We start from the raw sequence: 24,933 nt of genomic DNA on the forward strand, positions 1-24,933 counted from the left end.
ACATGTCGCTTCTTGACCGCCTGAAGCCACGCCTGAGGGGTGATCTGACGGGCGATGTAATCGAGACGCGGCGCAGCGCCATCGTCGATATCGGTTCCAACAGCATTCGTCTGGTCGTTTATGATGGTCCGCGCCGGATGCCTTTCGTCCTTTTCAACGAAAAGGTGATGGCGGGGCTTGGTGCCACGCTGGACAAGAGTGGTCGGCTGGAATCTCGCGCGATGGAGCGCGGCATCGCTGCTCTCGAGCGATTCGCCCAGCTTTGTACCGCGATGCAGGTGGAGGATGTCCGCTGCGTGGCGACCGCTGCGGTACGAGACGCCGCGAACGGACGTGAGTTTCTCGATCGCGCGGCCGAGGTCGGTCTGCATGTGCGCCTGCTTTCGGGGCAGGAAGAAGCGCGAGCATCTGCTCATGGGCTAATTTCCGGTATGCCGGACGCCGATGGGATCATGGGCGACCTTGGCGGCGGGAGCCTGGAGCTTGTGCGCGTCCGACATGGAAAAATAGGCAGTGCCATTTCCCTCCCCCTTGGGGTGCTTCGCATCGCGGAGGTTAAGAAGGAGGATAAGGACGCACTTGAGCGACGCATCGCCTCTCTGCTGGATGCGCCCGGTGCGCCCATGTTCGAGCGGGGGCTGCCCTTTTATATGATCGGGGGAAGCTGGCGTGCCCTGGCACGGCTCGATATGCGGCTGGCGCGTTATCCGCTGCCGATCATCCACCACTATGAAATGTCGATCGGGCGAATCGCCCGGCTTCGGGCATGGCTTGCGCGAGCGGACAAGGCCCAGCTTAAAGCCATGCAGCTAAGCGGCACGCGTCTTCCTACACTGCCGGACGCGGCCGAAGTGCTTGCTCACATTACGAAGCGTCTGGGTTCGTCCGGTCTCGTGGTCTCTGCCTACGGACTTCGCGAAGGTCTACTTTTCGAAGCACTCCCCGAGGATGTCGCTCAGGAAGACCCTCTCCTGGCCGCTGCGCGCACGGAAGGGGATGCGCAGGGTCGCTTCCTTGGCCATGGCGACAAGATCGGCCGGTGGATTGCACCGCTTTTTGCCGGTGACTCGCTGCAATGGGCACGCATCCGCTTGGCCGCCTGCCTGCTCGCGGATGTCAGTTGGCGCGCCAATCCGGAGTTCCGGGCCGAGCGGGGCATGGAGGTGGCGCTTCACAGTAACTGGGTAGGGCTGACCGCCCAGGAGCGTGCCGTTCTCGCTCAGGCTCTCCACGCCAGCTTCGGGGGAAGTGCAGCATCAGTGCCTCAGCTGGGGAAGCTTGCTGAACAGCCCCTCCTGATGCGAGCTGTGCAATGGGGCCTCGCCATCCGGCTTTGCCAGAGGCTTTCGGGCGGCGCGGAAGGGCCGCTTGCCGGTTCATCGCTCGCTGTACGGGACGGCACGATCGTTCTTAGTCTGAGCGAGCGTTATGCGGGGCTCGCTGGCGAGACGGTCGATCGCCGTTTGCGCCAGCTTGGACAGGCTATGGGCATGGGCTTTCTCCTCGAAGCGGGTGCGAACTGACGTCCGTGGACATGTTCAGGAATAATATTGTCGACGCTCCGGCTCCATTTGGTGAAACCGGCGTTTGGCATCGCATGAACTTAGCTATCCATACGACGCTCGATTACGAGCTTCCGTCCCCTGTCGATGTTCTGCTGCAGATCGAGGCAGCCGCCATTCCCGAGCAGCAGGTTATCTCTGCGCACATCGATATGCCGAAGGTCGAGCATTTCGCGCGTGTGCCCGCGCAAGATGGGGTGGGCGAACGCATCTGGCTGCGCATGGGCGGGCGGCTTCAGATCGAGTATCGCGCCGAAGTCGCGATCCAGCGAATTCTTGCAGATCCTGCGTCTCTGCAGGGCGTTCCGCCGCATCTGCTTCCGGGCGAGGCAGTGCCGTATCTGATGCCTTCGCGCTACTGCCCTTCGGATCAGTTTCACGATTTCGTCTTCAGCAATTTCGGCCATCTGCCGGAGGGCCCTCGCGTGGCGGCCATCCGAGACTGGGTGGCAAGCAACGTCGCTTATGTACCGGGCAGCAGCCATTCGCAGACGACCGCGATCGACACCTTTCATGGCGGGCAGGGTATTTGCCGCGATTATGCTCACCTCGTCATAACGCTTGTCAGGGCAGCGAACATCCCCGCGCGCATCGCCAGCGTCTATGCTCTGGGCGTTGAACCGCCTGATTTTCATGCCGTAGCTGAGGTGTTTCTCGGCGACACCTGGCACCTGGTGGATGCAACCGGTATGGCGCGGGAAGGCGCCATGGCCAAGATCGGTATCGGTCGGGACGCGGCGGACGTCGCGTTCCTCAGCATATTTGGAGAAGGGCGGATGATCGCTCAGCAGATCTCGGTAGAACCCGCCTGACTGAAGGGATGTTCGAGCGTCTTCGCGCTTTGTGTCACGCTCCCCCTTGCCTCCCTCATCCGGCGTCTCTAGTCGCATGAACCAAGGACAGGTGGCCGAGTGGTTTAAGGCAGCGGTCTTGAAAACCGCCGTGGGTTTACGCTCACCGTGGGTTCGAATCCCACCCTGTCCGCCGGACGCAATTGTCGGAGGCAAACGATGACGAAGCGCCTTGTAGCGATGGCAGGATCGGTGGCGCTAATGTTCTGCGCTGCCGGCGTGAGCGCTCAGACGATGAGCCCGCCTGGAGCCGTCGTTCAACCGATTCCGACGACGGCTTCGGATAGCGACTTTCAGGCCTATCTTGCCTCCCTGCGCCCTAAGGCGCTCGCCATGGGGATCTCCGACGCGACATTCCGCAGCGCGATAGCGGGCCTCACGCCCAATCCGCGCGTTATCGCGCTCGATCAGGCCCAGCCCGGCGGCGGCATAGGCAGCCCTATCCCCCCGTTCGAGCCCTATCGTCGCCAGCATGTGGATGCGCAGCGCATCTCGCGGGGCAAGACGGCCTATGGACTGAACCGTGCGCGTCTCTCGGCCATCGAGCAAGAGACGGGCGTGCCAGAGGAGATCATGGTCGCCATTTATGGCCATGAGACCAATTATGGCGCGTTTACGGGCAATTTCGATCTGATCCGTTCGCTGGCGACGCTGGCCCATGAGGGGCGCCGTCGTGCGCTATTCGAACCTGAATTGCTGGCGTCCATGAAGATGCTGGAAAATGGCATTCCGCGCAACAAACTCGTCGGCAGTTATGCGGGCGCGACCGGCTATCCCCAGTTTTTGCCCTCGGTCTATCTCCGGCTGGCACGCGATGCCGATGGGGACGGGCGCGCCGACATATGGACCAGCGAGGCCGATGCGCTTGCGTCCATCGCGAACTATTTCGTCAATGCGGGCTGGCGAAAGGGAGAGTCCTGGGGATTTACCGTCAATGTTCCCGCCGGCCTCAATCGCGGCACGATCGCCAAGCGATTGAACGCGCCCCGTTGTCCGCGCGTGATGGACCGCCACAGCCGGTGGCTGACCATCGCGGAATGGCGCGCTCTTGGGGTCGTTCCCCAATCTGGAGGCTGGCCGGCGGATAACGTCATGGCGACACTGCTTGAGCCTGATGGTCAGGGCAGCACAGCCTATCTCCTAACCGGCAACTACCGGGCGATACTGGATTATAACTGTTCGAATTTTTATGCCTTGTCGGTCGGCTTGCTGGCGGACGCGGTCAAGAGGTGACCTTGGGGCCGCTGGAGCGCTACTGCGTATACGCGGTGCGATAAAGCCCTATGCCGGGGGTTTCCACAGGCGAATGCGGTGGCTAATGACGATCATTGACCGGCGCTGATTGCGTTCGGTCGCAAGCCTGACTGACCGGATATTCCCCATGCGTAAATATTTGTCGATCGCCGCGGCTCTGGTGTTTGTGATGCCAGCGGCCCGTGCCGCCGCTCCTGCATATGATTCGTCCGCACCGATCGCCTACATGATCGATCTCTCCTCCGGCCGCGTGCTTTACGACCGCCAGGGCGAGAAGCAGATGCCGCCCGCTTCCATGGCGAAGATGATGACGGCTCATGTTGCTTTTCGCCTTATCCAGCAAGGTAAACTGAAGCTCGATCAGACTTTCACCATGCGTCCCGAAACCTGGAAGAAATGGCATAGTCAGGGCTCCACCATGTTCCTGGCCGTGAATGAGCCGGTGAGCGTGGAAAATCTGCTGCATGGCATCGTCACGCTGTCGGGCAATGACGCTTGCGTGGTGCTTGCCGAAGGAATCGCCGGAACAGAGGAGTCGTTCGTCGATCTCATGAACGCAGAAGCCCGGCGTCTCGGCCTTACCGGAAGTCGTTTCGGCAATTCCAACGGGTGGCCAGACGAGGGGCGAACAGTCGTGACCGCTCGGGATCTGGCGAAGCTTGCCGCAGCGACGATCAGCGAGACGCCGGACCTCTACAAGCAGTTCTACGCCACCACCTCGTTTCGGTGGGGCAAGACGATGGGAGGCGATGACATCAGTCAGGCCAATCGCAACCCCATTCTCGGCAAGATCGCAGGCGCGGACGGCCTGAAGACGGGCCACACCGAGGAAGCGGGCTATGGCTTTACCGGCTCCGCCATCCAGAACGGGCGCCGTCTGGTGATGGTCGTCGCCGGGTTGGACAGCTTCAATGGTCGGATCTCTGAATCCGTGCGGTTCATGGACTGGGGTTTCAAATCCTGGCGATCGGTTCCGCTGTTCCGCAAGGGCGCTGCGGTAGAAACGGCGAATGTGCAGGGTGGCTGGAGCCGTTCGGTGCCTCTCATCGCGCCGCGCGATCTGGCGGTCACGCTGCCGCTCACTGCCGCGGACGGGCTGAAGGCGCGCGTGGTCTATGATGGCCCAATCGCGGCTCCCATCGCCAAGGGCCAAGAAATCGCCCGGCTTGTTGTCACTGGTGGAGACGGCGCGGTCCAGTCCCTGCCGCTCGTCGCGGGAGAAGATGTTGCGCAGGCTGGCTTTTTTGGCCGCCTGTGGAACGGCTTCCTCTCCTTCTTCGGCTGACCCTTGCGCGCGCCGGGCCGTTTCATCACGCTGGAAGGCGGGGAGGGTGTTGGCAAGTCGACGCAGGCTGGTCTGCTTACGCAGGCTCTGCGCACTCAGGGTCTTGACGTGGTCCAGACGCGGGAACCGGGCGGGAGCGCTGGCGCGGAGGCCATCCGTGACCTTCTTCTCACCGGAGCAGGGGATCGCTGGTCGACGCGCGCTGAAGCGCTGCTGTTCGCGGCGGCGAGGGGCGATCATGTCGCGCGAACCATCCTGCCCGCCGTCGCTGCGGGCCAGTGGATAGTCTGCGATCGCTTCATCGACAGCAGTCGCGCTTATCAGAGTGCCACCGGCGAATTGAGCGATGCTGAAATCCTTTCCTTGCACGCCGTCGGCAGCGCGGGGCTCATGCCTGATCGGACATTGCTGCTAGCATTCGATCAGGCAGAAGGGGCGGAGCGGGCCAGAGCACGGGATGGTGACGCCGGAGATCGGATCGGGGACAGAGACACGACGTTTCACACAGGCGTATCCGACCGTTTCGCCGCGATCGCGGCAGCGGAGCCTGCACGCGTTCGCACGGTCGATGCGAGCGGATCGCCGGAGCAGGTGACGTCCCGCCTCCTTGCGGCACTTGCCGACCTTCTGCCATGACTCGCTGGATCGGTCACGATGCGCAGCTTGCCGACCTGATCGACGCCGTCGCTTCCCATCGGCTACATCATGGTTGGATATTCGCTGGCCCCAAAGGGATCGGGAAGGCCGGAATCGCGACGGACTTCGCGGCGCGGCTGCTGGCTGCGGATCAGACCCTGCCGGTCGCTCCGGGAAGTTTCACGCCCGAGGAGAGCCAGACGACCCGGCTGATGGAGAGTGGAACCCATCCTGACTTTCTGCGGCTGGAACGGCTTGAGAAGGATGACAAGAAGAGCGAGGAAACACGGCTCGCGCGCAGCATCACGGCCGACCAGGCTCGTGGCGTGGCCCGGTTGCTGCAGCGGGCGCCTTCTATGAGCGCGCGGCGCGTCGTGTTGGTCGATGCGGCCGACGATCTGGAGGCTCATGGCGCCAACGCGCTGCTGAAAGCTCTGGAGGAGCCGCCACCCGGCGCGGTCTTCCTCCTCATCTCTCATATGCCGGGGCGTCTTTTGCCGACCATCCGTTCGCGCTGCCGCATGGTTCGATTCGGTGCGCTCACGCAGGGCGATATGCAGCAGGTTCTGGCACAGGTGATGCCGGATCAGCCCGAGGCCGAGCGGTCCGTGCTGGCCCGCGCCTCCGGGGGCTCACCGGGTCGCGCGCTGGAGTATCACGGGCTCGCATTGGCTGATCTGCATGAGGCACTGGAAAGCGTCGCAAAAGGAGGCGGGGAGGGCGATCGTGCGCGTGCCCGCCTCATCCAACAGCTTGGGCCCGCGAGCGCGCGGGATCGACTTGCCGCGTTTCTCGATCTCGCGCCTGACTATCTTGCCGCGTTGGCGGCGAGGGGACCACTCGAACATGTGGGGCCGACACTCGCTGCGCGCGACGAGGTGCTGAGACTGGCGGAGGGCGCCATCGTTCCTTATAATTTGGAGCCTGGCGCGGTGGTCCGTATGATTTGCGATGCGCTCTTCGGTATCGTCGGTGCGGAGCCAGCGCGCACCGGGTCGTAAAGGTTGCGGCTATGGGGTCGCGTGCCTAGAGAGACGATCAATCCTTCCAGAGAATGAAAAGCTCCCATGGCTGCCCCGCTTACTCTCACGACTGCTATCTCTTATCCGAACGGGCGGCCGCACATCGGCCATGCCTATGAGGCGATTGCCAGCGACGCCATTGCGCGTTCCGCTCGGCTTGCCGGACGAGACGTTTTCTTTCAGACGGGCACAGACGAGCACGGCCTTAAAATGGCCCAGACGGCGCGGGGACGGGGGCGCACGCCGCGTGATCTCGCTGATGAAATGTCGTCGTACTTCAAGGAAATGGTTCAGTCTCTTAATATCAGTCATGATCGTTTCATTCGCACCAGCGAGCCGGAACATTATGAAGCCAGCCAAGCCATCTGGCGCGCTATGGAAGCGAACGGCGATCTGTATCTCGGTCGCTATGAGGGCTGGTACTCCGTCCGGGACGAAGCCTTTTACGATGAAAGCGAACTGATCGACGGGGAGGGGGGCGAACGTCTTTCTCCGCAGGGAACACCAGTCGAATGGACGGTCGAGGAGAGTTGGTTCTTCCGGCTCTCCGCATATCAGCAACCGCTGCTCGATCTTTATGCCCGCCACCCTGATTTCATTCGGCCGGAAAGCCGCCGCAATGAAGTCCTTCGCTTCGTGGAAGGTGGCCTGTCCGACCTGAGCGTATCCCGCACGAGCTTTGACTGGGGCGTACCTGTGCCAGATTCGCCTGGTCATGTCATGTATGTGTGGGTGGATGCGCTGACCAATTATCTCACAGGCTGTGGCTACCCGAACGACACGGCGCGCATGGCCAAATGGTGGTCCGACGCCAGCGATATACGTCACATAATCGGAAAAGATATCGTTCGTTTTCATACGGTTTACTGGCCAGCTTTCCTGATGAGTGCGAAGATTTCCCTCCCCGATCAGGTGTTCGGGCACGGCTTTGTGCTCAATCGCGGTGAGAAGATGTCCAAGTCGCTCGGCAATGTTGCGGATCCGTTGGAACTGGCCGGGCGTTTCGGCGTCGACGCGTTGCGATACTTTCTTCTAGCCGAGGTGAATTTCGGTAATGACGGTAGCTATAGCGCCGAGGCGATCGTTCAGCGCGCCAATACCGAACTGGGCAACGCGTTCGGCAATCTCGCCCAGCGGACGCTCTCATTCATCGCCAAGAACCTGAGCGGCCGTTTGCCGACTTACGGCGAAGAGGGCGATGAGGCGGACGTCACGCTGCGCACGCTGGTGGCGCAGACAGTGTCCGAAGCAATGCCCGCAGCTTTCGATGCGATGGCGCCGCATCAGGCCATAGAGATATGGCTGAAAGCGGTCTTCGCCTGTAACGCCTATATCGATGCGCAGGCGCCGTGGGCTTTGCGCAAGACCGATCCTGAGCGGATGGAGGCTGTGCTCGCAACACTATACGCGAGCATAGCGCAGCTTGCCGTCGGCATTCTCCCTGTCATCCCCGGTAGCGCGGCCCGCCTGCTCGATAAGATGGGCGTACCGAGCGAGGCCAGAAGCTTCGCTTGCATTGTGGAAGATTGGTACTCGCCGTTGCAGACCAGCGATTTTGTCTTGGCGGCGCCCACACCGTTGTTCCCCCGGCTCGAACTTGCCGAAGCGGAGGGAGAGGGCAACTGATGCTCGTCGACAGCCATTGTCACCTAAATTACAAAGGGTTGGTGGACGATCAGCAGGGCGCGCTTGAACGGGCGCGTGCCGCTGGCGTGACGACGATGCTTAACATTTCCTGCCGCGAACGCGAGTGGCGCGACGTGATCGGCGTGGCTGAGCGTGAGCCGGATGTCTGGGCTTCGGTGGGCATTCATCCCCATGATGCGGATGAACATCCACATATTGATACTGCCCGGCTCGTCGCGATGGCTGCGCATCCCCGCGTCATCGGCATCGGGGAAAGCGGTCTCGACTATTATTACGACAAGAGCGACCGCGCCCGGCAGCAGGCGAGCTTTCGCGCGCACATCGCTGCGGCGCGTGAAACCGGATTGCCGCTCATCGTGCACACGCGTGACGCCGAGGAGGATACGGCCGCGCTATTGCGTGAGGAGATGGAGGAGGGGGGCTATTCCGGCGTCATTCACTGCTTCACCGCAAGCGATGCCTTTGCCGATATCGCCCTCAATCTCGGGCTTTACATCAGCTTCTCGGGCATCGTGACGTTCAAGAACGCGCAGAGCCTTCAGGAGATCGCACGTCGTGTCCCCGCGGACCGCATGTTGATCGAGACGGATTCACCGTTTCTTGCCCCTGTTCCGCACCGGGGGAAGCCCTGCGAACCGGCGTTCGTTGCCGATACGGCTGCCTTCGTGGCGGGATTGCGCGGCGAGGCGGTCGAAGCGCTGAGTGAGCAAACGGCACGCAATTTCTTCACTCTCTTCGGCAAATGCGCGCCGGGTGAGAGCAGTGTTGTGGCGGCTCCGCCCGCATGACGTTACGCGCCATCATCCTGGGCTGCGGCACTTCGTCCGGCGTGCCCAGGATTGGCAACGACTGGGGTCAATGCGATCCGGCTGAGCCGCGCAACCGGCGGACCCGCGTATCGATCATCATCGAAAGCCCGACGACCCGCATATTGGTCGATACCTCGCCGGATATGCGCGCGCAGCTCCTCGCTGCGGGCATCGCGGATATAGATGCGATCTTGTGGACGCACGATCACGCCGACCATTGTCATGGCATTGATGACGTGCGGCAACTCATGCACCGTGCCGGAGCGCCAATTCCCGGCTACGCCCGGCCACAGACCCTCAGGCTGTTAAGCCAGCGCTTCGCTTATGGTTTCGAGGGTCGCGAGGGTTATCGCCCCATCATCGAAGGCCGAGAGCTGCCCGATACGTTAACCATTGGCGATATATCAATCAGCTGTGTCGATATGCCTCATGGCTATATCTATTCTACCGGCTTTCGCTTCGAGTTGGATGGACGAAGTATTTCCTATGCGACTGATTTCCATGAATTAACTGAGGAAATGATAGCAACATTTTCCGATGTCGATGTCTGGATCGCCGACGCGCTTCGGGAGCGGCCGCATCCTACGCATGCCGATCTCGGCTTAACGGTGGCAGCGGCGAAGCGTCTTCAGGCAAAGCGCACGATCCTCACGCATATGGATCAGTCCATGGACTATGCTACGCTGGTTTCGAGCCTGCCGGCAGGCATAGAGCCCGGCTATGACGGTATGATCGTGGAGGCATAGCGGCGATGGAGACGAGTTCCGTGCTTTGGCTTCTGCTGGCGCTATCGATTTAACATAATATATATTATCGAACTTTGATTAGGATGAATGGGCGCCATGCCGGATATCTCCCCTCTGCATGAAATCATGGCGCGTCTGCGAGACCCTGAGCGTGGATGCGAATGGGATGTCGCGCAGAATTTCGAGACGATCGCGCCGTACACGATCGAAGAAGCCTATGAGGTTGCCGATGCCATTGAGCGGCGCGACCTCCACGGTCTGAAAGACGAACTGGGCGATCTGCTGCTCCAGGTGGTCTTTCATGCGCGTATGGCCGAGGAAGTCGGCGCCTTTGACTTGTCCGGCGTCATCACCGCCATTTGCGACAAGATGGTACGGCGTCACCCGCATATCTTTGCCTCGGCCGAGGCGGTCGGCAGCACGGAGATCCGCCAAAACTGGGAAGCCATCAAAGCCGACGAACGCGTGGACAAGGGCGAGGCGAATTCCGCGCTGTCTGGCGTCGCACTGGCCCTACCCGCCCTCATGCGCGCTGAAAAGCTGCAGAAGCGAGCGGCACGCGTGGGCTTCGACTGGACGGAGACTGCAAAGGTTCGCGCAAAGATACTGGAGGAGCTGGACGAGATCGACCGGGCCAACAGCGCGCTAGAGCTTGAAGAAGAAGCTGGCGATCTTCTTTTTGCGACCGTGAACTTCTGCCGGCACTTGGGCGTCGACGCGGAACAGGCGCTCCGCCGTGCAAACATCAAATTCGAGCGGCGTTTCATGGCCATGGAAGCCGAGGCAGGCGATGCCTTCGCTGCACTTGATCTTCAGGAGCAGGAAGCGCTTTGGCAACGGGTGAAGCAGGCTGAGAAGAAAGAGTCCGAAGCGTAACTTCGTTATAGCCAACGACTTTTCCGGAACCGGAGATAGAGGCCGATGCACATGACGGCCATTAATCCGGTGATAAAAAAATAGCCGTATTTCCAATGCAGTTCGGGCATGTTCTCAAAGTTCATGCCATAGATGCCGGCAATTGCCGTCGGAACCGCGAGTATCGCCGCCCAAGCCGCCAGTTGCCGGGTTATCGCGCCTTGGCGCTGCTGCTCCAGAAGGCTGCTGGCCTCAATCGTGCCGGTGAGCGTATCCTTGAGCCCGGTTATGCGGAACCCTGCCCTACGGGCATGGTCAAGGATATCGCGGAAGTAAGGAATGACCGCTTTGTCGATCTCGTCATGGCGGATGTTGATGAGGTGTCCGACCATTTCTTCGGATGGCCCCAGGAGCCGGTAGAACCGCACCAGATCGCGCCGTAGCGAGAAGAGGTCGAAAAGCTCCTCAGGCGACAGAAGCCGATCAAGCAGTCGTGCCTCCATCGCCAGAACATCGTCTTCCAAAGTATCGATGACCGGAAAATAGCCATCAACGATATAGTCGAGAATGGCGTGAAGCACATAATCCGAGCCGTGAGCGAGCAAGGCGGGGTTGGCCTCAAGATGCGCGCGCAGCGAGGCATGGCCCCTCTCCGAACCGAGCCGGACAGTAATGATGAAATGGCGGCCGACGAAGATGGCCGTCTCGCCATAGCAGATCTTGCCCTGTTCCAGCGCAGCAGTGCGGATCGTTATGAACAGATGTCCGGGATAGGTCTCGACCTTCGGCAACTGGCGGCCTGAAAGCGCATCCTCCACCGCAAGTGGATGAAGGCCATAGCGCCGGGCAACCAAGTCCATTTCGGATTCGGAGGGCGCGTGAAGGCCGATCCAGTCAAAGCTCTGTTCGCTCGTCGGGGGAGATTCCCCGTGCCCGCCGGTCTCCTGGTCAAAGCTGACAGAGCCGACCGCCCTGCCCTGTTCGTAGCGAGTTGCGCAGACGATTGTCATGCGTCATTCGAGGATATGTCGCTATGATCGGGAAATCGTGACATGAATCGCTCCGCAACGCTTGGATTCAGGGTGGCAGTGACAAGCATCTCACCATCCTCCTCTCTCGTTTCGGTAACTTCTCCATGCTCATGCAGCCACGCAAGCGCTGCACCATCCGTCACAGATAAGTGGAAGTTATAGCTGCGATGCTCACTATTGAGGATCGTCGCGACTTGCCGCCGCAGCGCATCGACACCCTCTCCAGTTTCAGCCGAGATGAGTGCGATCCCCCTGCCCCGGTCGCGCCTTTCCTCCAGCAAAGCTCTGTCCTCGGGCGGTATCAGGTCGACCTTGTTCCAGATCTCCAGAACGGGAGGGAAAAGCCCTTCCTGCGTGGCCTCACTCTCCTCGCCGGGCACGACGCCCAGTTGCGCCAGCACGTCCATGACATCGTCGCGTTGCGCCTCGCTATCGGGATGAGCGATATCGCGAACGTGGAGGATGAGGTCGGCCTCACGGACTTCCTCAAGCGTGGCGCGGAAGGCAGCAATGAGTTCGGTCGGCAAATCCGAGACGAAGCCCACGGTGTCGGACAGGATTGCTTTGTCCAGGCCCGGCAGGCGGATCTGCCGCATTGTGGGGTCAAGCGTTGCGAAGAGCATATCCTCCGCCATGACGCCGGCTCCGGTCAGCCGATTGAAAAGCGTGGATTTACCGGCATTGGTATAGCCCACCAGCGCGATGACGGGCCAGGGCGCTCGCTGCCGCCTTGCCCGATGAAGCCCGCGCGTGCGGCTGACCTGATCGAGCTCCCGTCGCAGGCGCGCCATGCGATCCCGGATCATGCGCCGATCAGCCTCGATCTGGGTTTCGCCCGGCCCACCAAGAAAGCCGAATCCGCCGCGCTGACGCTCAAGGTGAGTCCAACTCCGGACCAGACGACCAGCCTGATAGTCGAGATGGGCAAGCTCGACCTGCAGCCTGCCCTCGGCCGTCGCGGCCCGCTCCCCGAAAATTTCGAGGATGAGCCCGGTCCGATCAATGACCTTGGCTTCCAGCGCCTTTTCCAGATTACTTTGCTGAACCGGGGTCAGCACATTGTCGACAATGACCAGTTCCGCCTCATGGCGAGCGACGATCTCGCCAATCTGCTCGATCTGGCCGGCACCAAAAAGGCTTGCGGGCCGGGATTGCCGCACACGAAAAGACAGCGCCTCACGAACGTCGAGCCCAATGGCCAGCGCCAGCCCGCGCGCCTCTTCAAGTCTTGCCGCTATATCGCGCCGGATGGCCCCGCCCAGTTCAGCATGAACCACGACAGTGCGTGCCCCGCGCGATAAATCCTCACGCTCGGAAAAATGCGCTATGACTCTTACCTCACGATTACGGTCAATCCAGCTCGTCTTGCTCCGCTTCTCCGGAAAGGTCCAGCGCCTGGGCGGGCTGCACCGTGGAGATGGCGTGCTTGTAGACGAGCTGCGACATGCCGTCCCGCTGGAGAAGCATGCAGAACAGGTCGAATGCGACGATCTCTCCCTGCAGCATGACGCCATTTACAAGGAACATCGTTACAGGCTGGCCCGACTTCCGCACCGCGGAGAGAAAAATCTCCTGCAGCAGCTTTGATTTGCGCTCATTCGCCGAAAACGCCGTCTTGATCTCGGCAAGGTCCACCGAATGCGCGGGCATGACAGTGGAAATGGCGTGCTTATAGACAAGCTGGGTCTGGCCATCGCGGCGCAGCAACACCGAAAAATTGTCAAACCAGGTGATGATGCCCTGCAGCTTTACGCCTTTGACCAGGAACATCGTGACCGGCGTCTTCGTCTTGCGAAGCGTGTTGAGGAATATGTCTTGGAGATTGTTGAACTTTTCGGCCATTTTCTACTCCATTTTATTGGCGGGCTCGTAGACCCGCTTGGTCGTGTCGATTCGACCTTCATTTAGACAACAAGTTTGGTTCGGCTGCTGATTTAATCCAACAGCATCGGGAAATCTACTCAGACATTTTGCGGCGCACAATTTTTCCCGAGAGGCTCACTCTTCCCTGTCGTCGGAAATGCCCAGCAGCTTGAGTTTACGATGTAGCGCGGAGCGCTCCATGCCGATGAACGCTGCGGTCCGGGAGATGTTACCGGAAAAGCGCTTGATCTGGACCCGCAGATACTCCCGCTCGAAGCTTTCTCGCGCCTCACGGAGCGGTGCTCCCATGATGGCGCTGGCCATGCCGCCTTTACCGTTCTCGGCACCCGTCGCCTCGGGTGGCAGCATGTCGAGCTCGATCGTCTGGGCGCGGTCGGCCGGTGCCATAATGATCGTCCGCTCGATGACATTTCGCAGTTGGCGAACGTTGCCGGGCCATTCGAAAGCCTGAAGCGCGGCCATCGCGCTCCCGGCGACGATCGGAGGCGGGATGCGGCGCTCGGCGGCGAACCGTGCGAGATAATGCTCGACCAGCATCGGGATGTCGTCGCGCCGCTCAGCGAGCGAAGGAAGCGCGAGCGGCACGACGTTAAGGCGATAGTACAGGTCTTCGCGGAAGGTTCTGCCCTCGATTTCGGCCTTCAGGTCGCGCGCGGTCGAGGAGATGACGCGCACGTCCACTTTCACCTGACGCTGGCCGCCAATGCGCGTGAAGCTCTGATCGGTTAGCACACGCAAAACCTTGCCCTGCGTCGTGAGAGGCATGTCGGCAATTTCGTCCAGAAAAAGCGTACCGCCATGCGCTTGCTCGAGCATTCCGGGGCGAACCAGACCGTCGGGGCCTTCCACGCCGAACAGCTCTTCTTCCACCCTTTGAGGATCCATGCGCGCCGACGTGACGATCACGAACGGCGCATTTGCCCGTCCGGACCAGTTGTGGAGCATCCGGGCCGCGACTTCCTTGCCTACCCCCGCCGCGCCAGTAATGAGGACGCGACTGCCGGTGGCCGCTACCTTCTTGATGGTCGCGCGGACGCCGTTGATCGCGGCGCTCTGACCCGTCAGTTCGTCATCCTGCCCCACGCGCGCGCGCAGATCCTGATTTTCGCGCCTCAGGCGTTCGGTTTCTGTCGCGCGTGCGACCAGATGGAGCAGCCGGTCAGCCTCGAACGGCTTCTCGATAAAATCGGCCGCGCCGCGCCGGATGGCGGAGACAGCCGTATCGATATTGCCATGGCCTGAGATCATGAGAACAGGGATGGTGCTGTCGCGCCGCTTGATCTCATCGAGGAGCTCAAGTCCGTCGAGCTTGGACCCCTGAAGCCATACGTCGAGCAGGACCAACGACGGTCTCCGAGCCGCCAGAGCATCGAGCGCCTGATCGCTACTGGCGGCGAGACGGGTTTCGAAGCCTTCGTCTTCCAGCACCCCCGCCACCAGCTCGCGGATATCGGCTTCGTCGTCCACCACCAGCACATCAAGCGCCATGACTATTCTCTCTTCCGTTATCCTGTTCGGTATGGCGGAGAGTGTCTCCTGCCAAACGCGCAAGCCGTTCGCTATCGAAGCGCAACGTTACTGCCGTGCCCTGCTTCCCCTCGCCGTCGCCGAGGACGATTTCGCCGAAATGCTCTTCGACGATCTTCTTGACGATCGCGAGGCCGAGCCCCGTGCCCTTCGCCCGGGTTGTCATATAGGGTTCGAGGACGCGCTCGCGGTCGGCAGGCAGCCCTCCCCCATCATCCCTCACCGCGACGATCAGCGCCGCCTCCTCACGCCGGAGCGTCATGACGATATGGCCCACGATCGCTCCGGACGGCGCGGTGTCGCCATCCCGGACGACCCGGTCCGCAATCGCCTCCACCGCGTTTTTCACGATATTGGTGAGCGCCTGACCGATCTGGCGTCGATCGCAGACCATGCTCATCTCGCCCGAGCCTACGTCGAACGTGAACTGGATTTCGGGATGCGCGACTTCATGCAGAAACATCGCATGACGGGCGATGTCCACCATGGATTCGACGCGAAACACTGGTTTAGGCATACGCGCGAACGAGGAAAACTCGTCGACGATACGGCGCAAATCCCCCACTTGCCGCACGATCGTGGCTGTGAGGCGTGAAAAGACGCTCGGGTCGGATTTCACTTCGCCAGCATAGCGGCGCTCCAGCCGCTCCGCTGCGAGTTGAATTGGGGTGAGCGGATTCTTGATCTCGTGCGCAATGCGCCTCGCCACATCGGACCAGGCCGCGCGGCGCTGGTCGAGCAGTTGCTGAGTGATGTCATCAAATGTCAGCACGCGTCCGCTGGAATCTGCGACGACCTTTACGGCAAGTGTGCGCACGTCCGACCCGACGCGGATCTGCACGATGTTGCTTTCCGCGTCATCGTCCAGCGCCGCCGCGAGTTCGGGCGCGACCTGCGCGAGGGGGCGACCGACGGCGGGCGTACCATCTGGCACCAGAAGAGCAGTGGCCGAACTGTTGAGAAGCTGGATGGCGCCGGAGCGATCCACTGAAATGACGCCCGCGCTCACGCCGGAAAGCACTGCCTCGATCAGCAGCCGCCGGCTTTCCAGCTGGCTGTTTGCCGTCACCAGCGCGCCGGTCTGGGCCTCAAGGCGCTGGGTCATGCGGTTGAAGGCATTGGCGAGCGTCCCGATTTCATCGTGGTTCTGTGTGTCTGGGACGCGAGTTGACAGGTCACCGGCGGTAATCCTACGGGCGGCATCCACCAGTTCGCCCACTGGTTGCACCAGCCGGTCTGCCACTGCGAGCGCGATCCAGACCGCAACGCCGACGAGCATAAGCGTGCCGAAGAAAAGTGCCACGTTAAACTGGAGCTGGAGTTGGCGGGATCGTGCCGAGAAATCATCATAGTCGGCCAGCACCGTCTGCGCCCGCTTCATCTGGCTGAAGGCGGAAACGTCAGCGTTTCTGGACGCATAGAGGAAGACATTACTCTTGGGATATAAGAGGACGATGGCCTCGATCTGGTCCGGCTTGGTGTCCACCACCACGCTTTCCCCGCTCCGCAATCTGCGAATAACCTCTGGCGCGATGACGTCCTTTGCCTGACGGCGCTCCGGATCGACAGTCGCGGCGGTGCGCGCCAGGCCGTCCTTACCGATCTCTATGATGGACGAGCTATTGAGCTTGCGGGTAACCACTTGATAGATATAGCCTTCGGCAAACGAAGGGCTCGTGATCGGCGACTGGTTGAGATAATCGCGGAGGTCGCCCGCCATGGTGACGGTTTCCTGGCCCACCTCCCGCAAATTCTGCTCATAATAGCCGCGTGCCAGATCGGTCGCGTTCTCCAGAACGCCGCGCGCGTCTGATGAGAACCAGAACTGAACGCCGTACTGGAACAGCAAGGACGCAAAGATCACCACGAGAATGAGCGGAACGCTGGCGATGAGCGAGAATATGCCGACGAGGCGCACATGGAGCCGCCCGCTTCCACCCACCAGACTGCGGGCCGCGCGCCGCCGCGCGATCCGGCGTCCGATAAGAACAAGCGTCGCGATTGCCGGAAGCAGATTGAGGACAAGCAGCAGCGCCACCACTGGCGGCGTGAGCAGTCGTTCGTTGTCGCCCTGCCGGTCGATCAGCCAGTAAGTGAAAAGCCCCGTCGCCAACAGCGCGACCAGAGCCCCGGCTTCCATCCCGCGCTTGAGCAGAGCCCACCGCGGATTCTGCGGCCGATCGTCGTCCCCGGCGTCTTCCTGAAAAGCGGATAGGCTGGATGGCTGATCCATCGTGGCATCGCTACAACATCAGCGTGGCTCAGGAAACACAATCTCGCACTCTTACACGCAAATTCGTGCCTGTTTGTGACAGATTGATTATTCCTTGCGGCGTGGGTGCAGCGGATCGATCTCGTAGATGTTGAGCTTCTTGCGCAGTGTGTTGCGGTTCACGCCCAGAATCGCCGCTGCCCGAATCTGGTTCCCGTCGACGGCCGCCAGCGTTTCGGTAATGAGCACGGGCTCGACGACAGCGAGCAATTGCCCGTAAAGGTCATCCAGTTTTCTGCCGGTGCCCACCACCAGCCGCTCTCGCGCCCAGAGCACTGCTGCATCCTCCAGGCTTTCGCTGGTTGCGCCGCCAGAAGCGTCTTCCGATCCCGAAATCGTCAGAACCTGCCTGATTTCCGCCGCGGAGATGACCGAGTCCCGTGTCAGTACCGTCATGCGTTGCATCAGGTTCTGCAGTTCGCGCACATTGCCGGGCCAGGAATGAAGGCTCAGGAGATCAGCCGCCTCGTTGCTCAGGGTCTTCTGGGGCAGGCCGCGTCGAGCAGCGAGACTAAGGAAGTGCCGTGCAAGAAGGGGAATGTCGCTGGCCCGGTCCCGCAGTGCGGGCAGATGAATGGGCACGACATGAAGGCGGTAATAGAGATCCTCGCGGAATCGGCCATCCGCGATCAGCGATGGCAGATCCTTGTTCGTTGCCGCGATGATGCGGACATCGACGCGCACGGGCCGCGTGCCGCCCACCGTCGTCACTTCGCCCGACTGGAGCACGCGCAGCAAGCGCGTCTGCGCTTCCATGGGCATGTCGCCAATCTCGTCGAGGAAGAGCGAGCCACCTTGCGCCTGCTCGAACTTGCCCGCCGTGCGGGCAACCGCGCCCGTGAACGCGCCGCGCTCATAGCCGAAGAGTTCCGCTTCGATGAGCTCGCGCGGAATGGCGGCCATATTGATAGCGACAAAGGGTCGGTCTCGGCGCGGCCCTAGATTGTGGATCGCCTCAGCGACCAGTTCCTTGCCCGTTCCGGATTCGCCCAGAATGAGGATGTTGAGATCATTCGCGACCACGCGGGCAATGGTACGATAGACCTCCTGCATTTGGGGGGATCGCCCCACCAGCGGAAGCTCCTCGCTGGCCCCGTTTCCACTACCCCCGCCACCAAGGCCGTCGTCGCTCGACCGTCGCGACCCCAGCGCTTCGGTCACCGCGCGGGAAAGCTCGTTGAGGTCGAAAGGCTTGGGCAGATACTCGAAAGCGCCCTGCCCTGTGGCTCGCACCGCCGTGTTGAGCGTATTCTGGGCAGAGAGAACGATGATCTTCAAACAGGGACGAGCGGACAAAATCGCGCTGATGTCGTCCATCCCGTCGCCATCCGGCAGCATGACATCGGTCAGAATCACGTCCGGCTCAAAAGCAGCGATCTGCGCGGCACGCTGGGCAATAGTGCCGACGGTCTTCACGACGTGTCCGGCTCGCTTGAGCGCCTCGGAGATGACGACGCAGATCGCCTGATCGTCATCGACGACGAGAATTTTACCCACCGGCGCAGCCATCAGCCAATGCCCATTGGCAGGAGCAGGCGAAAGACGGTTCGCTCCGCGATATGATCCCGCTCATATTGAACGAGGCCGTTCATGTCGCGCACCAGCTTGTCGACGAGAGCAAGGCCGAGCCCCTGCCCGCTTCGCTTGTTGCTGATAAAGGGGTTGAACAGCACATCCCGGATCGAGTCCGGCACGCCCGGCCCGTGGTCCACGACCTGAATCTCCACCTGGAGCGGCGCGTTCTGCTTTCCGCGCTCACTCATGAGAGAGATGCCGTGCCGGAATGCCGTGGAGACGATGATCTCGCGGCCCTCATATTCTGGCTCTTCCGTCGCCTCGACAGCATTCTTGATGAGGTTGAGCATGATCTGGACGAGTGCGTCCCCGTTCACATTCGCAAAGGGAAGCGAAGGATCATAACGGCGCAGGATGCTCCGCCCGCGCGCAAATCCGGCCCAGGCCAGATCTATTGCGTGGTCGATGAGGGGGTAAATATTCTCCGGCCGGCAGTCGAGCGGTTGATTGCTGGTGAAATGCTGCATGCGGTCGATAAGCGCCGCGATTCGATCGACCTCATCGCGGATCAGGGTGGTAAGCGGCCGCGCGTCGTCCGTGGCGTCGATCTCAAGCAATTGCGCCGCGCCCCGGATGCCGGACAGCGGATTCTTGATTTCATGCGCCAGCATGGCGGCGGCCCCTGTCGCGGATTTGGCACCGACATGGCCCCGCCGAAGACCGCTTGCCTGAGGCGGCGTGTGGATGTGCAGGGCAACGATACGCCAACCGTCCTGATCGGACAGGGGATTAATCATCACATCCATCTCGACGGCTTCCATCCGCCCGGCGTGGACGCGGATGTCATAAGCCGAAAGCGGCTTGTCCGTCCTCCAGATACTGGTGTCGACATTGGGATCGTCGATCCGCAGGACGAGCTCGATATCGCTGCCGATCAGCGCCGATCGTGCCATGTTCAGCAGGCTTTCGGCGCGGCTGTTCGCAGCGACGATGCGATTGTCGGGCGCGATGACGAGCGTGGCTACAGGGTGCGCCGCGTGCGGATCTCGCGGATCATGTCCAATCAGCTCGTTCATCTGCCCGGTGCGCGCCGAATTATCAGGCGGCCGAACGTGCCAGGAACGGGTCGTAGAAACGGGCCAGCATATCGAGGACGCGCGGCGCATCAGCGATCTGGTTCACGGCGTTGCGGAACTCCGCCGAGCCAGGCAGGCCGCGCGTGTACCAGCCGATATGCTTGCGCGCCATATTGACGCCGATGGTTTCACCATAATGATCGAGCATCGCGCGGTAATGTTCTGCAATGACGCTGTATTGCTCGTCGATCGAAGGATCGGCGCGCTGCTGGCCAGTGCGCAGCCAGTGCATCACCTGACCCAGCAGCCAGGGGCGGCCATAAGCGCCACGGCCGATCATCACGCCATCGGCCCCGCTCTGAGCGAGCGCGGTCTCGACGTCCTCGATCGAACAGATGTCGCCATTGACGATGACCGGAACGGACACTGCGTCCTTCACTGTGCGGACAAAGGACCAGTCGGCCGACCCCTTGTACATCTGGCAACGCGTGCGGCCGTGGACGGTGATCATCCGCGCACCAAGATCCTCCGCGATCCGCGCGAGCTCCGGCGCGTTGAGGCTGCTATGGTCCCAGCCCATACGCATCTTGACCGTGACCGGAACCGATACGGCCTTGACCGTGGCCTCAATCAGCCGCGCAGCGAGCGGAAGGTCGCGCATCAGCGCAGATCCCGCTTCACCATTGACCACCTTCTTCACCGGGCAGCCCATGTTGATATCGATGATGGCCGCGCCGCGATCCTCGTTCAGCTTCGCTGCTTCCGCCATCTCCGTGGGGGAGCAACCCGCAAGCTGCAGCGAGACGGGCTCCTCCACTGCGTCCCAGGCGGCCTTTTGCAACGACTGCCGCGTCTCGCGGATCATAGCGGGAGAGGCAATCATTTCGGTTACATTGAGTCCGCTGCCATAGCGCCGCACCAGCGTGCGGAATGGCATGTCCGTCACGCCAGTCATCGGCGCCAGGATCACCGGCGTTTCGATCTGCACGGGACCGATGGCAATGGGAGCGAGCTTGGAAGTCATATAATTGTGCCTAAAAAACAGGCAGCCCTTAACCGGAAAGATGCTGGTCGGCAAGCCGGCGGTCCGCTAAGTCGCCGTCCATGACCTTGCAACCAGCCCAGGACTGCCCTCTTACTGCCGCGATCGTGCTGGCGGCGGGCAGTGGCTCACGTGCCGGTGGCGTGGTGCCCAAGCAGTTTCAGCCGCTTGGCGGACGCCCGGTGCTGGCCTGGAGTATAGAGGCTTTTCTGGGTAGCAATCTCATCGATCGCGTTGTTGTGGCGGTCGCTCCTGGCAATGAGGCTGGCGTGAGAGAATGGCTGGGAGATCTCGCTACTCGCGTAACTTTTGTTGATGGCGACGAGACCCGGCGCGGATCGGTTTTCAAAGCCCTTCAGGCGCTTGCCGATCTGGAGGACGGGCCGCCCGACTTTGTCCTCGTTCATGACAGTGCGAGGCCGGGTGTAACTTCAATCGTCATAGAGCGGATCGTGCGCGCGCTCGCACAGGGCAATGATGGGGCCATTCCGGTGTTGCCCGTGGTCGATACTCTTGTGCGCGAGGACGGCCAGCAAGCCGGAGACGTCGTCGATCGCGCCGCGCTGCGACGGGTGCAGACACCGCAGGGCTTTCGCTTTGCTCGCCTGATGCAGGCGCACATGGGCTGGCAGGGGAATGACGAACCGACCGATGACGCCCAGATGGTGTGCGCTGCCGGCGGAGCAGTCTTCATGGTGGAAGGAGAGTCAGCGCTGGAAAAGATCACGCTACCGGGCGACCATGAGCGACTGGAACAGAGTCTTGCCCCCGCGCACTTTATCACACGCACAGGCCTCGGTTTCGATGTCCATCGGCTCGAACCGGGCGGAGAGCTCTGGCTGAATGGCGTAAATATCCCTCACAGCCACGGCCTGGCCGGGCATAGCGATGCGGACGTTGCCCTCCATGCCATCGTGGACGCGATTCTGGGCGCGCTGGCCGAAGGCGATATCGGCAGCCATTTCCCGCCAAGCGATCCCAAGTGGCGCGGCGCATCCTCCGATCAATTCCTTGCGTTCGCCGTTGATCGTGTCCGCACGCGCGGCGGCATTCTCGATCATATCGACGTCACCATCATCTGTGAGGCTCCCAAAATCGGGCCACACCGCGACGCCATGCGGGGGCGACTGGCGGAGATCACAGGCCTCCGGAGCGAAGCGATTTCGGTCAAAGCCACTACCACGGAGCGCCTCGGCTTGACCGGTCGCGGTGAGGGCATTGCCGCGCAGGCGGTTGTTTCCGTGCGCCTTCCACTGAGCGCCTAAAACACGAGCGATTTTCGTTGGCATCGCCGGAGAAAGGGGCGAAAGGCGACTCATGGACGATATGGAGCTGCCTTTGGACACGCTTCTGCCGGATGAGCTTGTTATTCTGGCGCGAAAAGTGATCCAGGCTAACGGCCGCCTCGGCCGCAAGATTGCGGTCGCGGAGAGTTGCACGGGTGGCCTCGTAGCTGCGGCACTCACTGAGATACCTGGCTCCTCGGCCGTCTTCGAGGCCGGGTTCGTCACTTATTCGAACGCGATCAAGATGAGCGCGCTGGGTGTCAGCGAGGATGTGCTCGATACGTTCGGCGCCGTGTCCATTGCCACGGCGTGGGCCATGGCTCAGGGCGCGCTCAAGAAGAGCGAGGCAGACGTGGCGGTGGCGATCACCGGCATTGCGGGGCCGGAGGGCGGCTCGGAATTCAAGCCAGTAGGAACCGTGGTTTTCGCCCGCGCCGAGCGCGGAGACGAAAGTGAGAATGTCGTAGCCGACCTACGTCGGTTCGAGGAAAAAGGTCGCGGCGCGATTCGGCTTCAGGCTGCGTTATGCGCGCTTGAGCTGTTACTGCCGGAGGACGCGGACGCATAAAGCGCTGCCGCTCTTGCCTCGAACGCCCCGATCATCTTGCGCAGGGCCGCGTCGAACATCTGCCCGGCCAGCATCTCGAACAATCTGTTCTTGAACGCGAAATCGACTTCAAAATCCACGAGCACGCCGCCCTTGCCATCCGGCTGAAAGCGCCAGTCGTTGGAAAGATGCTTGAGCGGCCCGTCGAGATAATCGACATGCACATGGCCCGGCCTTTCCTTGAGCACACGCGACGTAAAGGTCTCACGCAGCCCTTTGAACCCGACGATCATATCGGCAACTATCTCTGTCTCGCTGTCCGAACGGACACGGATCGCGCTGACCCACGGCAGGAATTCCGGGTAACGTGCCACGTCAGAGACAAGATCAAACATCTGGGCCGGCGCGTAAGGCAGCGCCCGCGTTTCCTTATGCTGAGGCATTGACGCCTTTCGCCTTCGCGAGCTTCGCGTCGCGGGCGGCCTTCATCTCCGCGAAGTCCTTGCCCGCATGATAGCTGGAGCGCGTAAGCGGGGAAGACGCGACCTGCAGGAAGCCCTTGGCGCGGGCAATGGCCGCATAGGCGCCGAAAGCCTGAGGTGTCACGAACTCCATGACCTTGGCGTGCTTTGGCGTCGGCTGCAGATACTGGCCCATGGTGAGGAAGTCGATGTCGGCAGAGCGCATGTCGTCCATCACCTGATGAACCTCCAGCCGCTCCTCACCCAGCCCCAGCATGATGCCGGACTTAGTAAAGATCGAAGGGGCGAGCGCCTTCACCGTCTCAAGCAGGCGGAGCGAGGCATAATATCGCGCGCCGGGCCGAATCGTCGGATACAGGCGCGGAACCGTCTCAAGATTGTGATTATAGACGTCCGGCCGCGATGCCACGATGGCCTCGATCGCCGCCTGATGCTTGTTGCGGAAATCGGGCGTCAGGATTTCGATCGTTGTGGCCGGAGTCGTGCGCCGCAGCGCCTCGATTACCTTTACAAACTGGCGTGCGCCACCGTCAGGGAGATCGTCCCGATCTACAGACGTTATGACGATATGCTCCAGACCCATCTCGGCGGCGGCATCGGCCAGATTCTGGGGCTCGCGCGGGTCCACTGGGCGGGGCATGCCGGTCTTCACATTGCAGAAGGCGCACGCCCGCGTGCATGTATCTCCCAGGATCATCACCGTGGCGTGCTTCTTGGTCCAGCACTCGCCGATATTCGGGCAGGCAGCCTCTTCGCAGACCGTCGCCAGCCCCTTTTCACGCATCAGCCGTTTCGTCTCCATATAGCCGGGACTTACGGGCGCCTTGACCCGGATCCAGTCCGGCTTGCGGGGGCGTTGTGCGGGTACGTTCGAAAAAGGATCTGCTTCAGCCATGAAGTGGAAATAGCGAAACAAGATGTTACTTGCCACCCCCCGAGGGCCGCATCTACGAAATAGCCATGATAGATTTTGCATACATGCTCGAAGGATATCGCCGCTTTCGCAAGGGCGATTGGATTGGTCAACGCGAGCGCTGGGAGCGCCTGAGCAAGGGGCAGCAGCCCCGGGTTCTCGTCATCTCCTGCTCGGATAGCCGGGTCGATCCGACCCAGATTTTTGACGCCGGTCCCGGCGAGCTTTTCATGATCCGCAATGTCGCGGCGCTTGTCCCTCCCTTTGAAACCACCGCCGGCCTTCACGGTGTCTCGGCCGCGCTTGAATATGCCGTGCAGGTGCTCGGCGTGAAGGAAATCCTCGTTCTGGGCCACGGCGCATGCGGCGGCTGCAATGCTGCCTTCACTCAGGCGCTCAAGGATGCTGACGTGGGCTCGGGCTTCTTCGTCGCAAGCTGGATCGGCCTGCTGGACGATGCGCGCGATCGCGTTGTTTCAACGCACGGCACGGACACGACGCCTGAGACGACCAAGGCCATGGAGTTCGAAGGGGTCAAGCAGAGCCTCACCAATCTTCTCAGCTTTCCCTTCGTCGAGAGCAAGGTGGCCTCTGGCGATCTGCGGCTTATCGGTGCGCATTTCGCGGTGGCGGACGGCGTGCTGGCCGTGCTCGATGACGAAAGCGGGAAATTCAAACCCGCCTAAAGCAA

23 protein-coding genes and 1 tRNA gene are annotated in these 24,933 nt (G+C 61.4%); 14 read left to right on the forward strand and 10 right to left on the reverse strand.

Annotation, left to right across the window (positions count from 1 at the left end; all coding sequences use genetic code 11):
• Positions 1 to 2: 2 nt before the first annotated feature.
• The 11 genes from ACNAOH_RS01180 (at position 3) to mazG (ending at position 10,688) form a co-directional block, all read left to right on the forward strand.
• A complete protein-coding gene (locus ACNAOH_RS01180) occupies positions 3 to 1,523 on the forward strand; it encodes a Ppx/GppA phosphatase family protein (protein ID WP_443972012.1) in 1,521 nt (506 codons plus the stop codon).
• 74 nt (positions 1,524 to 1,597) lie between these two features.
• Positions 1,598 to 2,374 carry a transglutaminase-like domain-containing protein gene (locus ACNAOH_RS01185; protein WP_443970966.1) on the forward strand — a complete coding sequence of 259 codons (777 nt, stop codon included), beginning with the start codon at positions 1,598 to 1,600 and terminating at the stop codon, positions 2,372 to 2,374.
• 85 nt (positions 2,375 to 2,459) lie between these two features.
• A tRNA-Ser gene (locus tag ACNAOH_RS01190) sits at positions 2,460 to 2,546 on the forward strand.
• Between the two features lie 101 nt (positions 2,547 to 2,647).
• Positions 2,648 to 3,646 carry a lytic murein transglycosylase gene (locus ACNAOH_RS01195; RefSeq protein WP_443972013.1) on the forward strand — a complete coding sequence of 333 codons (999 nt, stop codon included), beginning with the start codon at positions 2,648 to 2,650 and terminating at the stop codon, positions 3,644 to 3,646.
• 148 nt (positions 3,647 to 3,794) lie between these two features.
• Complete coding sequence (locus ACNAOH_RS01200) at positions 3,795 to 4,952, forward strand: D-alanyl-D-alanine carboxypeptidase family protein (protein ID WP_443970967.1); 1,158 nt, start codon at positions 3,795 to 3,797, stop codon at positions 4,950 to 4,952.
• 3 nt (positions 4,953 to 4,955) lie between these two features.
• Positions 4,956 to 5,588 (forward strand): dTMP kinase, encoded by a 633-nt coding sequence (gene tmk / locus ACNAOH_RS01205; RefSeq protein ID WP_443970968.1) that lies wholly within the window; start codon positions 4,956 to 4,958, stop codon positions 5,586 to 5,588.
• Positions 5,585 to 6,589 (forward strand): DNA polymerase III subunit delta', encoded by a 1,005-nt coding sequence (locus ACNAOH_RS01210; protein WP_443970969.1) that lies wholly within the window; start codon positions 5,585 to 5,587, stop codon positions 6,587 to 6,589. The genes tmk and ACNAOH_RS01210 overlap by 4 nt, the downstream gene beginning before the upstream one ends.
• Positions 6,590 to 6,655: 66 nt before the next feature.
• Positions 6,656 to 8,236 carry a methionine--tRNA ligase gene (gene metG, locus ACNAOH_RS01215; protein WP_443970970.1) on the forward strand — a complete coding sequence of 527 codons (1,581 nt, stop codon included), beginning with the start codon at positions 6,656 to 6,658 and terminating at the stop codon, positions 8,234 to 8,236.
• The gene (locus ACNAOH_RS01220) at positions 8,236 to 9,045 is read left to right on the forward strand and encodes a TatD family hydrolase (RefSeq protein WP_443970971.1); all 810 of its coding nucleotides are present in this window, start codon (positions 8,236 to 8,238) and stop codon (positions 9,043 to 9,045) included. Before metG ends, ACNAOH_RS01220 begins: the two co-directional genes overlap by 1 nt.
• Positions 9,042 to 9,812 carry an MBL fold metallo-hydrolase gene (locus ACNAOH_RS01225; protein WP_443970972.1) on the forward strand — a complete coding sequence of 257 codons (771 nt, stop codon included), beginning with the start codon at positions 9,042 to 9,044 and terminating at the stop codon, positions 9,810 to 9,812. Before ACNAOH_RS01220 ends, ACNAOH_RS01225 begins: the two co-directional genes overlap by 4 nt.
• A gap of 96 nt (positions 9,813 to 9,908) precedes the next feature.
• Positions 9,909 to 10,688, forward strand: a complete 780-nt coding sequence (gene mazG, locus ACNAOH_RS01230; protein ID WP_443970973.1) for a nucleoside triphosphate pyrophosphohydrolase — start codon at positions 9,909 to 9,911, stop codon at positions 10,686 to 10,688.
• A gap of 5 nt (positions 10,689 to 10,693) precedes the next feature.
• Here mazG and ACNAOH_RS01235 read toward each other — a convergent pair whose 3' ends face one another.
• The 8 genes from ACNAOH_RS01235 to dusB form a co-directional block, all read right to left on the reverse strand.
• Positions 10,694 to 11,677 (reverse strand): magnesium and cobalt transport protein CorA, encoded by a 984-nt coding sequence (locus ACNAOH_RS01235; RefSeq protein ID WP_443970974.1) that lies wholly within the window; start codon positions 11,675 to 11,677, stop codon positions 10,694 to 10,696.
• Positions 11,674 to 13,026, reverse strand: coding sequence for a GTPase HflX (hflX, locus tag ACNAOH_RS01240; protein ID WP_443972014.1), 1,353 nt, complete (start codon positions 13,024 to 13,026; stop codon positions 11,674 to 11,676). The genes ACNAOH_RS01235 and hflX overlap by 4 nt, the downstream gene beginning before the upstream one ends.
• A 22-nt stretch (positions 13,027 to 13,048) precedes the next feature.
• Entirely contained in the window at positions 13,049 to 13,540 is a 492-nt protein-coding gene (gene hfq / locus ACNAOH_RS01245; protein ID WP_443970975.1) for an RNA chaperone Hfq, read from the reverse strand.
• Between the two features lie 156 nt (positions 13,541 to 13,696).
• Entirely contained in the window at positions 13,697 to 15,070 is a 1,374-nt protein-coding gene (gene ntrX / locus ACNAOH_RS01250; protein WP_443970976.1) for a nitrogen assimilation response regulator NtrX, read from the reverse strand.
• Positions 15,060 to 17,249 carry a sensor histidine kinase gene (locus tag ACNAOH_RS01255; protein WP_443972015.1) on the reverse strand — a complete coding sequence of 730 codons (2,190 nt, stop codon included), beginning with the start codon at positions 17,247 to 17,249 and terminating at the stop codon, positions 15,060 to 15,062. The genes ntrX and ACNAOH_RS01255 overlap by 11 nt, the downstream gene beginning before the upstream one ends.
• A 180-nt stretch (positions 17,250 to 17,429) precedes the next feature.
• Positions 17,430 to 18,890 carry a nitrogen regulation protein NR(I) gene (gene ntrC, locus ACNAOH_RS01260; RefSeq protein WP_443970977.1) on the reverse strand — a complete coding sequence of 487 codons (1,461 nt, stop codon included), beginning with the start codon at positions 18,888 to 18,890 and terminating at the stop codon, positions 17,430 to 17,432.
• Positions 18,890 to 19,972 carry a two-component system sensor histidine kinase NtrB gene (locus ACNAOH_RS01265; RefSeq protein WP_443970978.1) on the reverse strand — a complete coding sequence of 361 codons (1,083 nt, stop codon included), beginning with the start codon at positions 19,970 to 19,972 and terminating at the stop codon, positions 18,890 to 18,892. The genes ntrC and ACNAOH_RS01265 overlap by 1 nt, the downstream gene beginning before the upstream one ends.
• A 22-nt stretch (positions 19,973 to 19,994) precedes the next feature.
• Complete coding sequence (gene dusB / locus ACNAOH_RS01270) at positions 19,995 to 20,996, reverse strand: tRNA dihydrouridine synthase DusB (RefSeq protein ID WP_443970979.1); 1,002 nt, start codon at positions 20,994 to 20,996, stop codon at positions 19,995 to 19,997.
• Positions 20,997 to 21,076: 80 nt separating this feature from the next.
• On the opposite strand from dusB, the gene ACNAOH_RS01275 reads away from it, so the two are divergent.
• The gene (locus tag ACNAOH_RS01275) at positions 21,077 to 22,279 is read left to right on the forward strand and encodes a bifunctional 2-C-methyl-D-erythritol 4-phosphate cytidylyltransferase/2-C-methyl-D-erythritol 2,4-cyclodiphosphate synthase (protein WP_443970980.1); all 1,203 of its coding nucleotides are present in this window, start codon (positions 21,077 to 21,079) and stop codon (positions 22,277 to 22,279) included.
• 61 nt (positions 22,280 to 22,340) lie between these two features.
• Complete coding sequence (locus tag ACNAOH_RS01280) at positions 22,341 to 22,868, forward strand: CinA family protein (RefSeq protein WP_443970981.1); 528 nt, start codon at positions 22,341 to 22,343, stop codon at positions 22,866 to 22,868.
• On the opposite strand, the gene ACNAOH_RS01285 is transcribed toward ACNAOH_RS01280, so the two are convergent.
• Entirely contained in the window at positions 22,814 to 23,290 is a 477-nt protein-coding gene (locus tag ACNAOH_RS01285; protein WP_443970982.1) for a type II toxin-antitoxin system RatA family toxin, read from the reverse strand. The genes ACNAOH_RS01280 and ACNAOH_RS01285 overlap by 55 nt on opposite strands.
• Entirely contained in the window at positions 23,277 to 24,224 is a 948-nt protein-coding gene (lipA, locus tag ACNAOH_RS01290) for a lipoyl synthase (protein ID WP_443972016.1), read from the reverse strand. Before lipA ends, ACNAOH_RS01285 begins: the two co-directional genes overlap by 14 nt.
• A 65-nt stretch (positions 24,225 to 24,289) precedes the next feature.
• On the opposite strand from lipA, the gene ACNAOH_RS01295 reads away from it, so the two are divergent.
• Positions 24,290 to 24,928 (forward strand): carbonic anhydrase, encoded by a 639-nt coding sequence (locus ACNAOH_RS01295; protein WP_443970983.1) that lies wholly within the window; start codon positions 24,290 to 24,292, stop codon positions 24,926 to 24,928.
• Positions 24,929 to 24,933: the final 5 nt, after the last annotated feature.

The organism is Sphingobium sp. CR28 (assembly GCF_052327305.1).
In the GTDB taxonomy this organism is placed as follows: domain Bacteria; phylum Pseudomonadota; class Alphaproteobacteria; order Sphingomonadales; family Sphingomonadaceae; genus Sphingobium.

What these genes read in the sequence shown, in the direction of transcription:
- ACNAOH_RS01195 (WP_443972013.1), top strand. Translation starts at nt 2,648, where the DNA reads ATGAGCCCGCCTGGAGCCGTCGTTCAACCGATTCCGACGACGGCTTCG.
- ACNAOH_RS01265 (WP_443970978.1), bottom strand. Translation starts at nt 19,972, where the DNA reads ATGAACGAGCTGATTGGACATGATCCGCGAGATCCGCACGCGGCGCAC.
- hfq (WP_443970975.1), bottom strand. Translation starts at nt 13,540, where the DNA reads ATGGCCGAAAAGTTCAACAATCTCCAAGACATATTCCTCAACACGCTT.
- ACNAOH_RS01180 (WP_443972012.1), top strand. Translation starts at nt 3, where the DNA reads ATGTCGCTTCTTGACCGCCTGAAGCCACGCCTGAGGGGTGATCTGACG.
- ACNAOH_RS01235 (WP_443970974.1), bottom strand. Translation starts at nt 11,677, where the DNA reads ATGACAATCGTCTGCGCAACTCGCTACGAACAGGGCAGGGCGGTCGGC.
- dusB (WP_443970979.1), bottom strand. Translation starts at nt 20,996, where the DNA reads ATGACTTCCAAGCTCGCTCCCATTGCCATCGGTCCCGTGCAGATCGAA.
- ACNAOH_RS01210 (WP_443970969.1), top strand. Translation starts at nt 5,585, where the DNA reads ATGACTCGCTGGATCGGTCACGATGCGCAGCTTGCCGACCTGATCGAC.
- ACNAOH_RS01280 (WP_443970981.1), top strand. Translation starts at nt 22,341, where the DNA reads ATGGAGCTGCCTTTGGACACGCTTCTGCCGGATGAGCTTGTTATTCTG.
- ntrC (WP_443970977.1), bottom strand. Translation starts at nt 18,890, where the DNA reads ATGGCTGCGCCGGTGGGTAAAATTCTCGTCGTCGATGACGATCAGGCG.
- ACNAOH_RS01255 (WP_443972015.1), bottom strand. Translation starts at nt 17,249, where the DNA reads ATGGAAGCCGGGGCTCTGGTCGCGCTGTTGGCGACGGGGCTTTTCACT.
- metG (WP_443970970.1), top strand. Translation starts at nt 6,656, where the DNA reads ATGGCTGCCCCGCTTACTCTCACGACTGCTATCTCTTATCCGAACGGG.
- ACNAOH_RS01285 (WP_443970982.1), bottom strand. Translation starts at nt 23,290, where the DNA reads ATGCCTCAGCATAAGGAAACGCGGGCGCTGCCTTACGCGCCGGCCCAG.
- ACNAOH_RS01185 (WP_443970966.1), top strand. Translation starts at nt 1,598, where the DNA reads ATGAACTTAGCTATCCATACGACGCTCGATTACGAGCTTCCGTCCCCT.
- ACNAOH_RS01225 (WP_443970972.1), top strand. Translation starts at nt 9,042, where the DNA reads ATGACGTTACGCGCCATCATCCTGGGCTGCGGCACTTCGTCCGGCGTG.
- ntrX (WP_443970976.1), bottom strand. Translation starts at nt 15,070, where the DNA reads ATGGCGCTTGATGTGCTGGTGGTGGACGACGAAGCCGATATCCGCGAG.
- ACNAOH_RS01200 (WP_443970967.1), top strand. Translation starts at nt 3,795, where the DNA reads ATGCGTAAATATTTGTCGATCGCCGCGGCTCTGGTGTTTGTGATGCCA.
- mazG (WP_443970973.1), top strand. Translation starts at nt 9,909, where the DNA reads ATGCCGGATATCTCCCCTCTGCATGAAATCATGGCGCGTCTGCGAGAC.
- ACNAOH_RS01220 (WP_443970971.1), top strand. Translation starts at nt 8,236, where the DNA reads ATGCTCGTCGACAGCCATTGTCACCTAAATTACAAAGGGTTGGTGGAC.
- ACNAOH_RS01275 (WP_443970980.1), top strand. Translation starts at nt 21,077, where the DNA reads ATGACCTTGCAACCAGCCCAGGACTGCCCTCTTACTGCCGCGATCGTG.
- ACNAOH_RS01295 (WP_443970983.1), top strand. Translation starts at nt 24,290, where the DNA reads ATGATAGATTTTGCATACATGCTCGAAGGATATCGCCGCTTTCGCAAG.
- lipA (WP_443972016.1), bottom strand. Translation starts at nt 24,224, where the DNA reads ATGGCTGAAGCAGATCCTTTTTCGAACGTACCCGCACAACGCCCCCGC.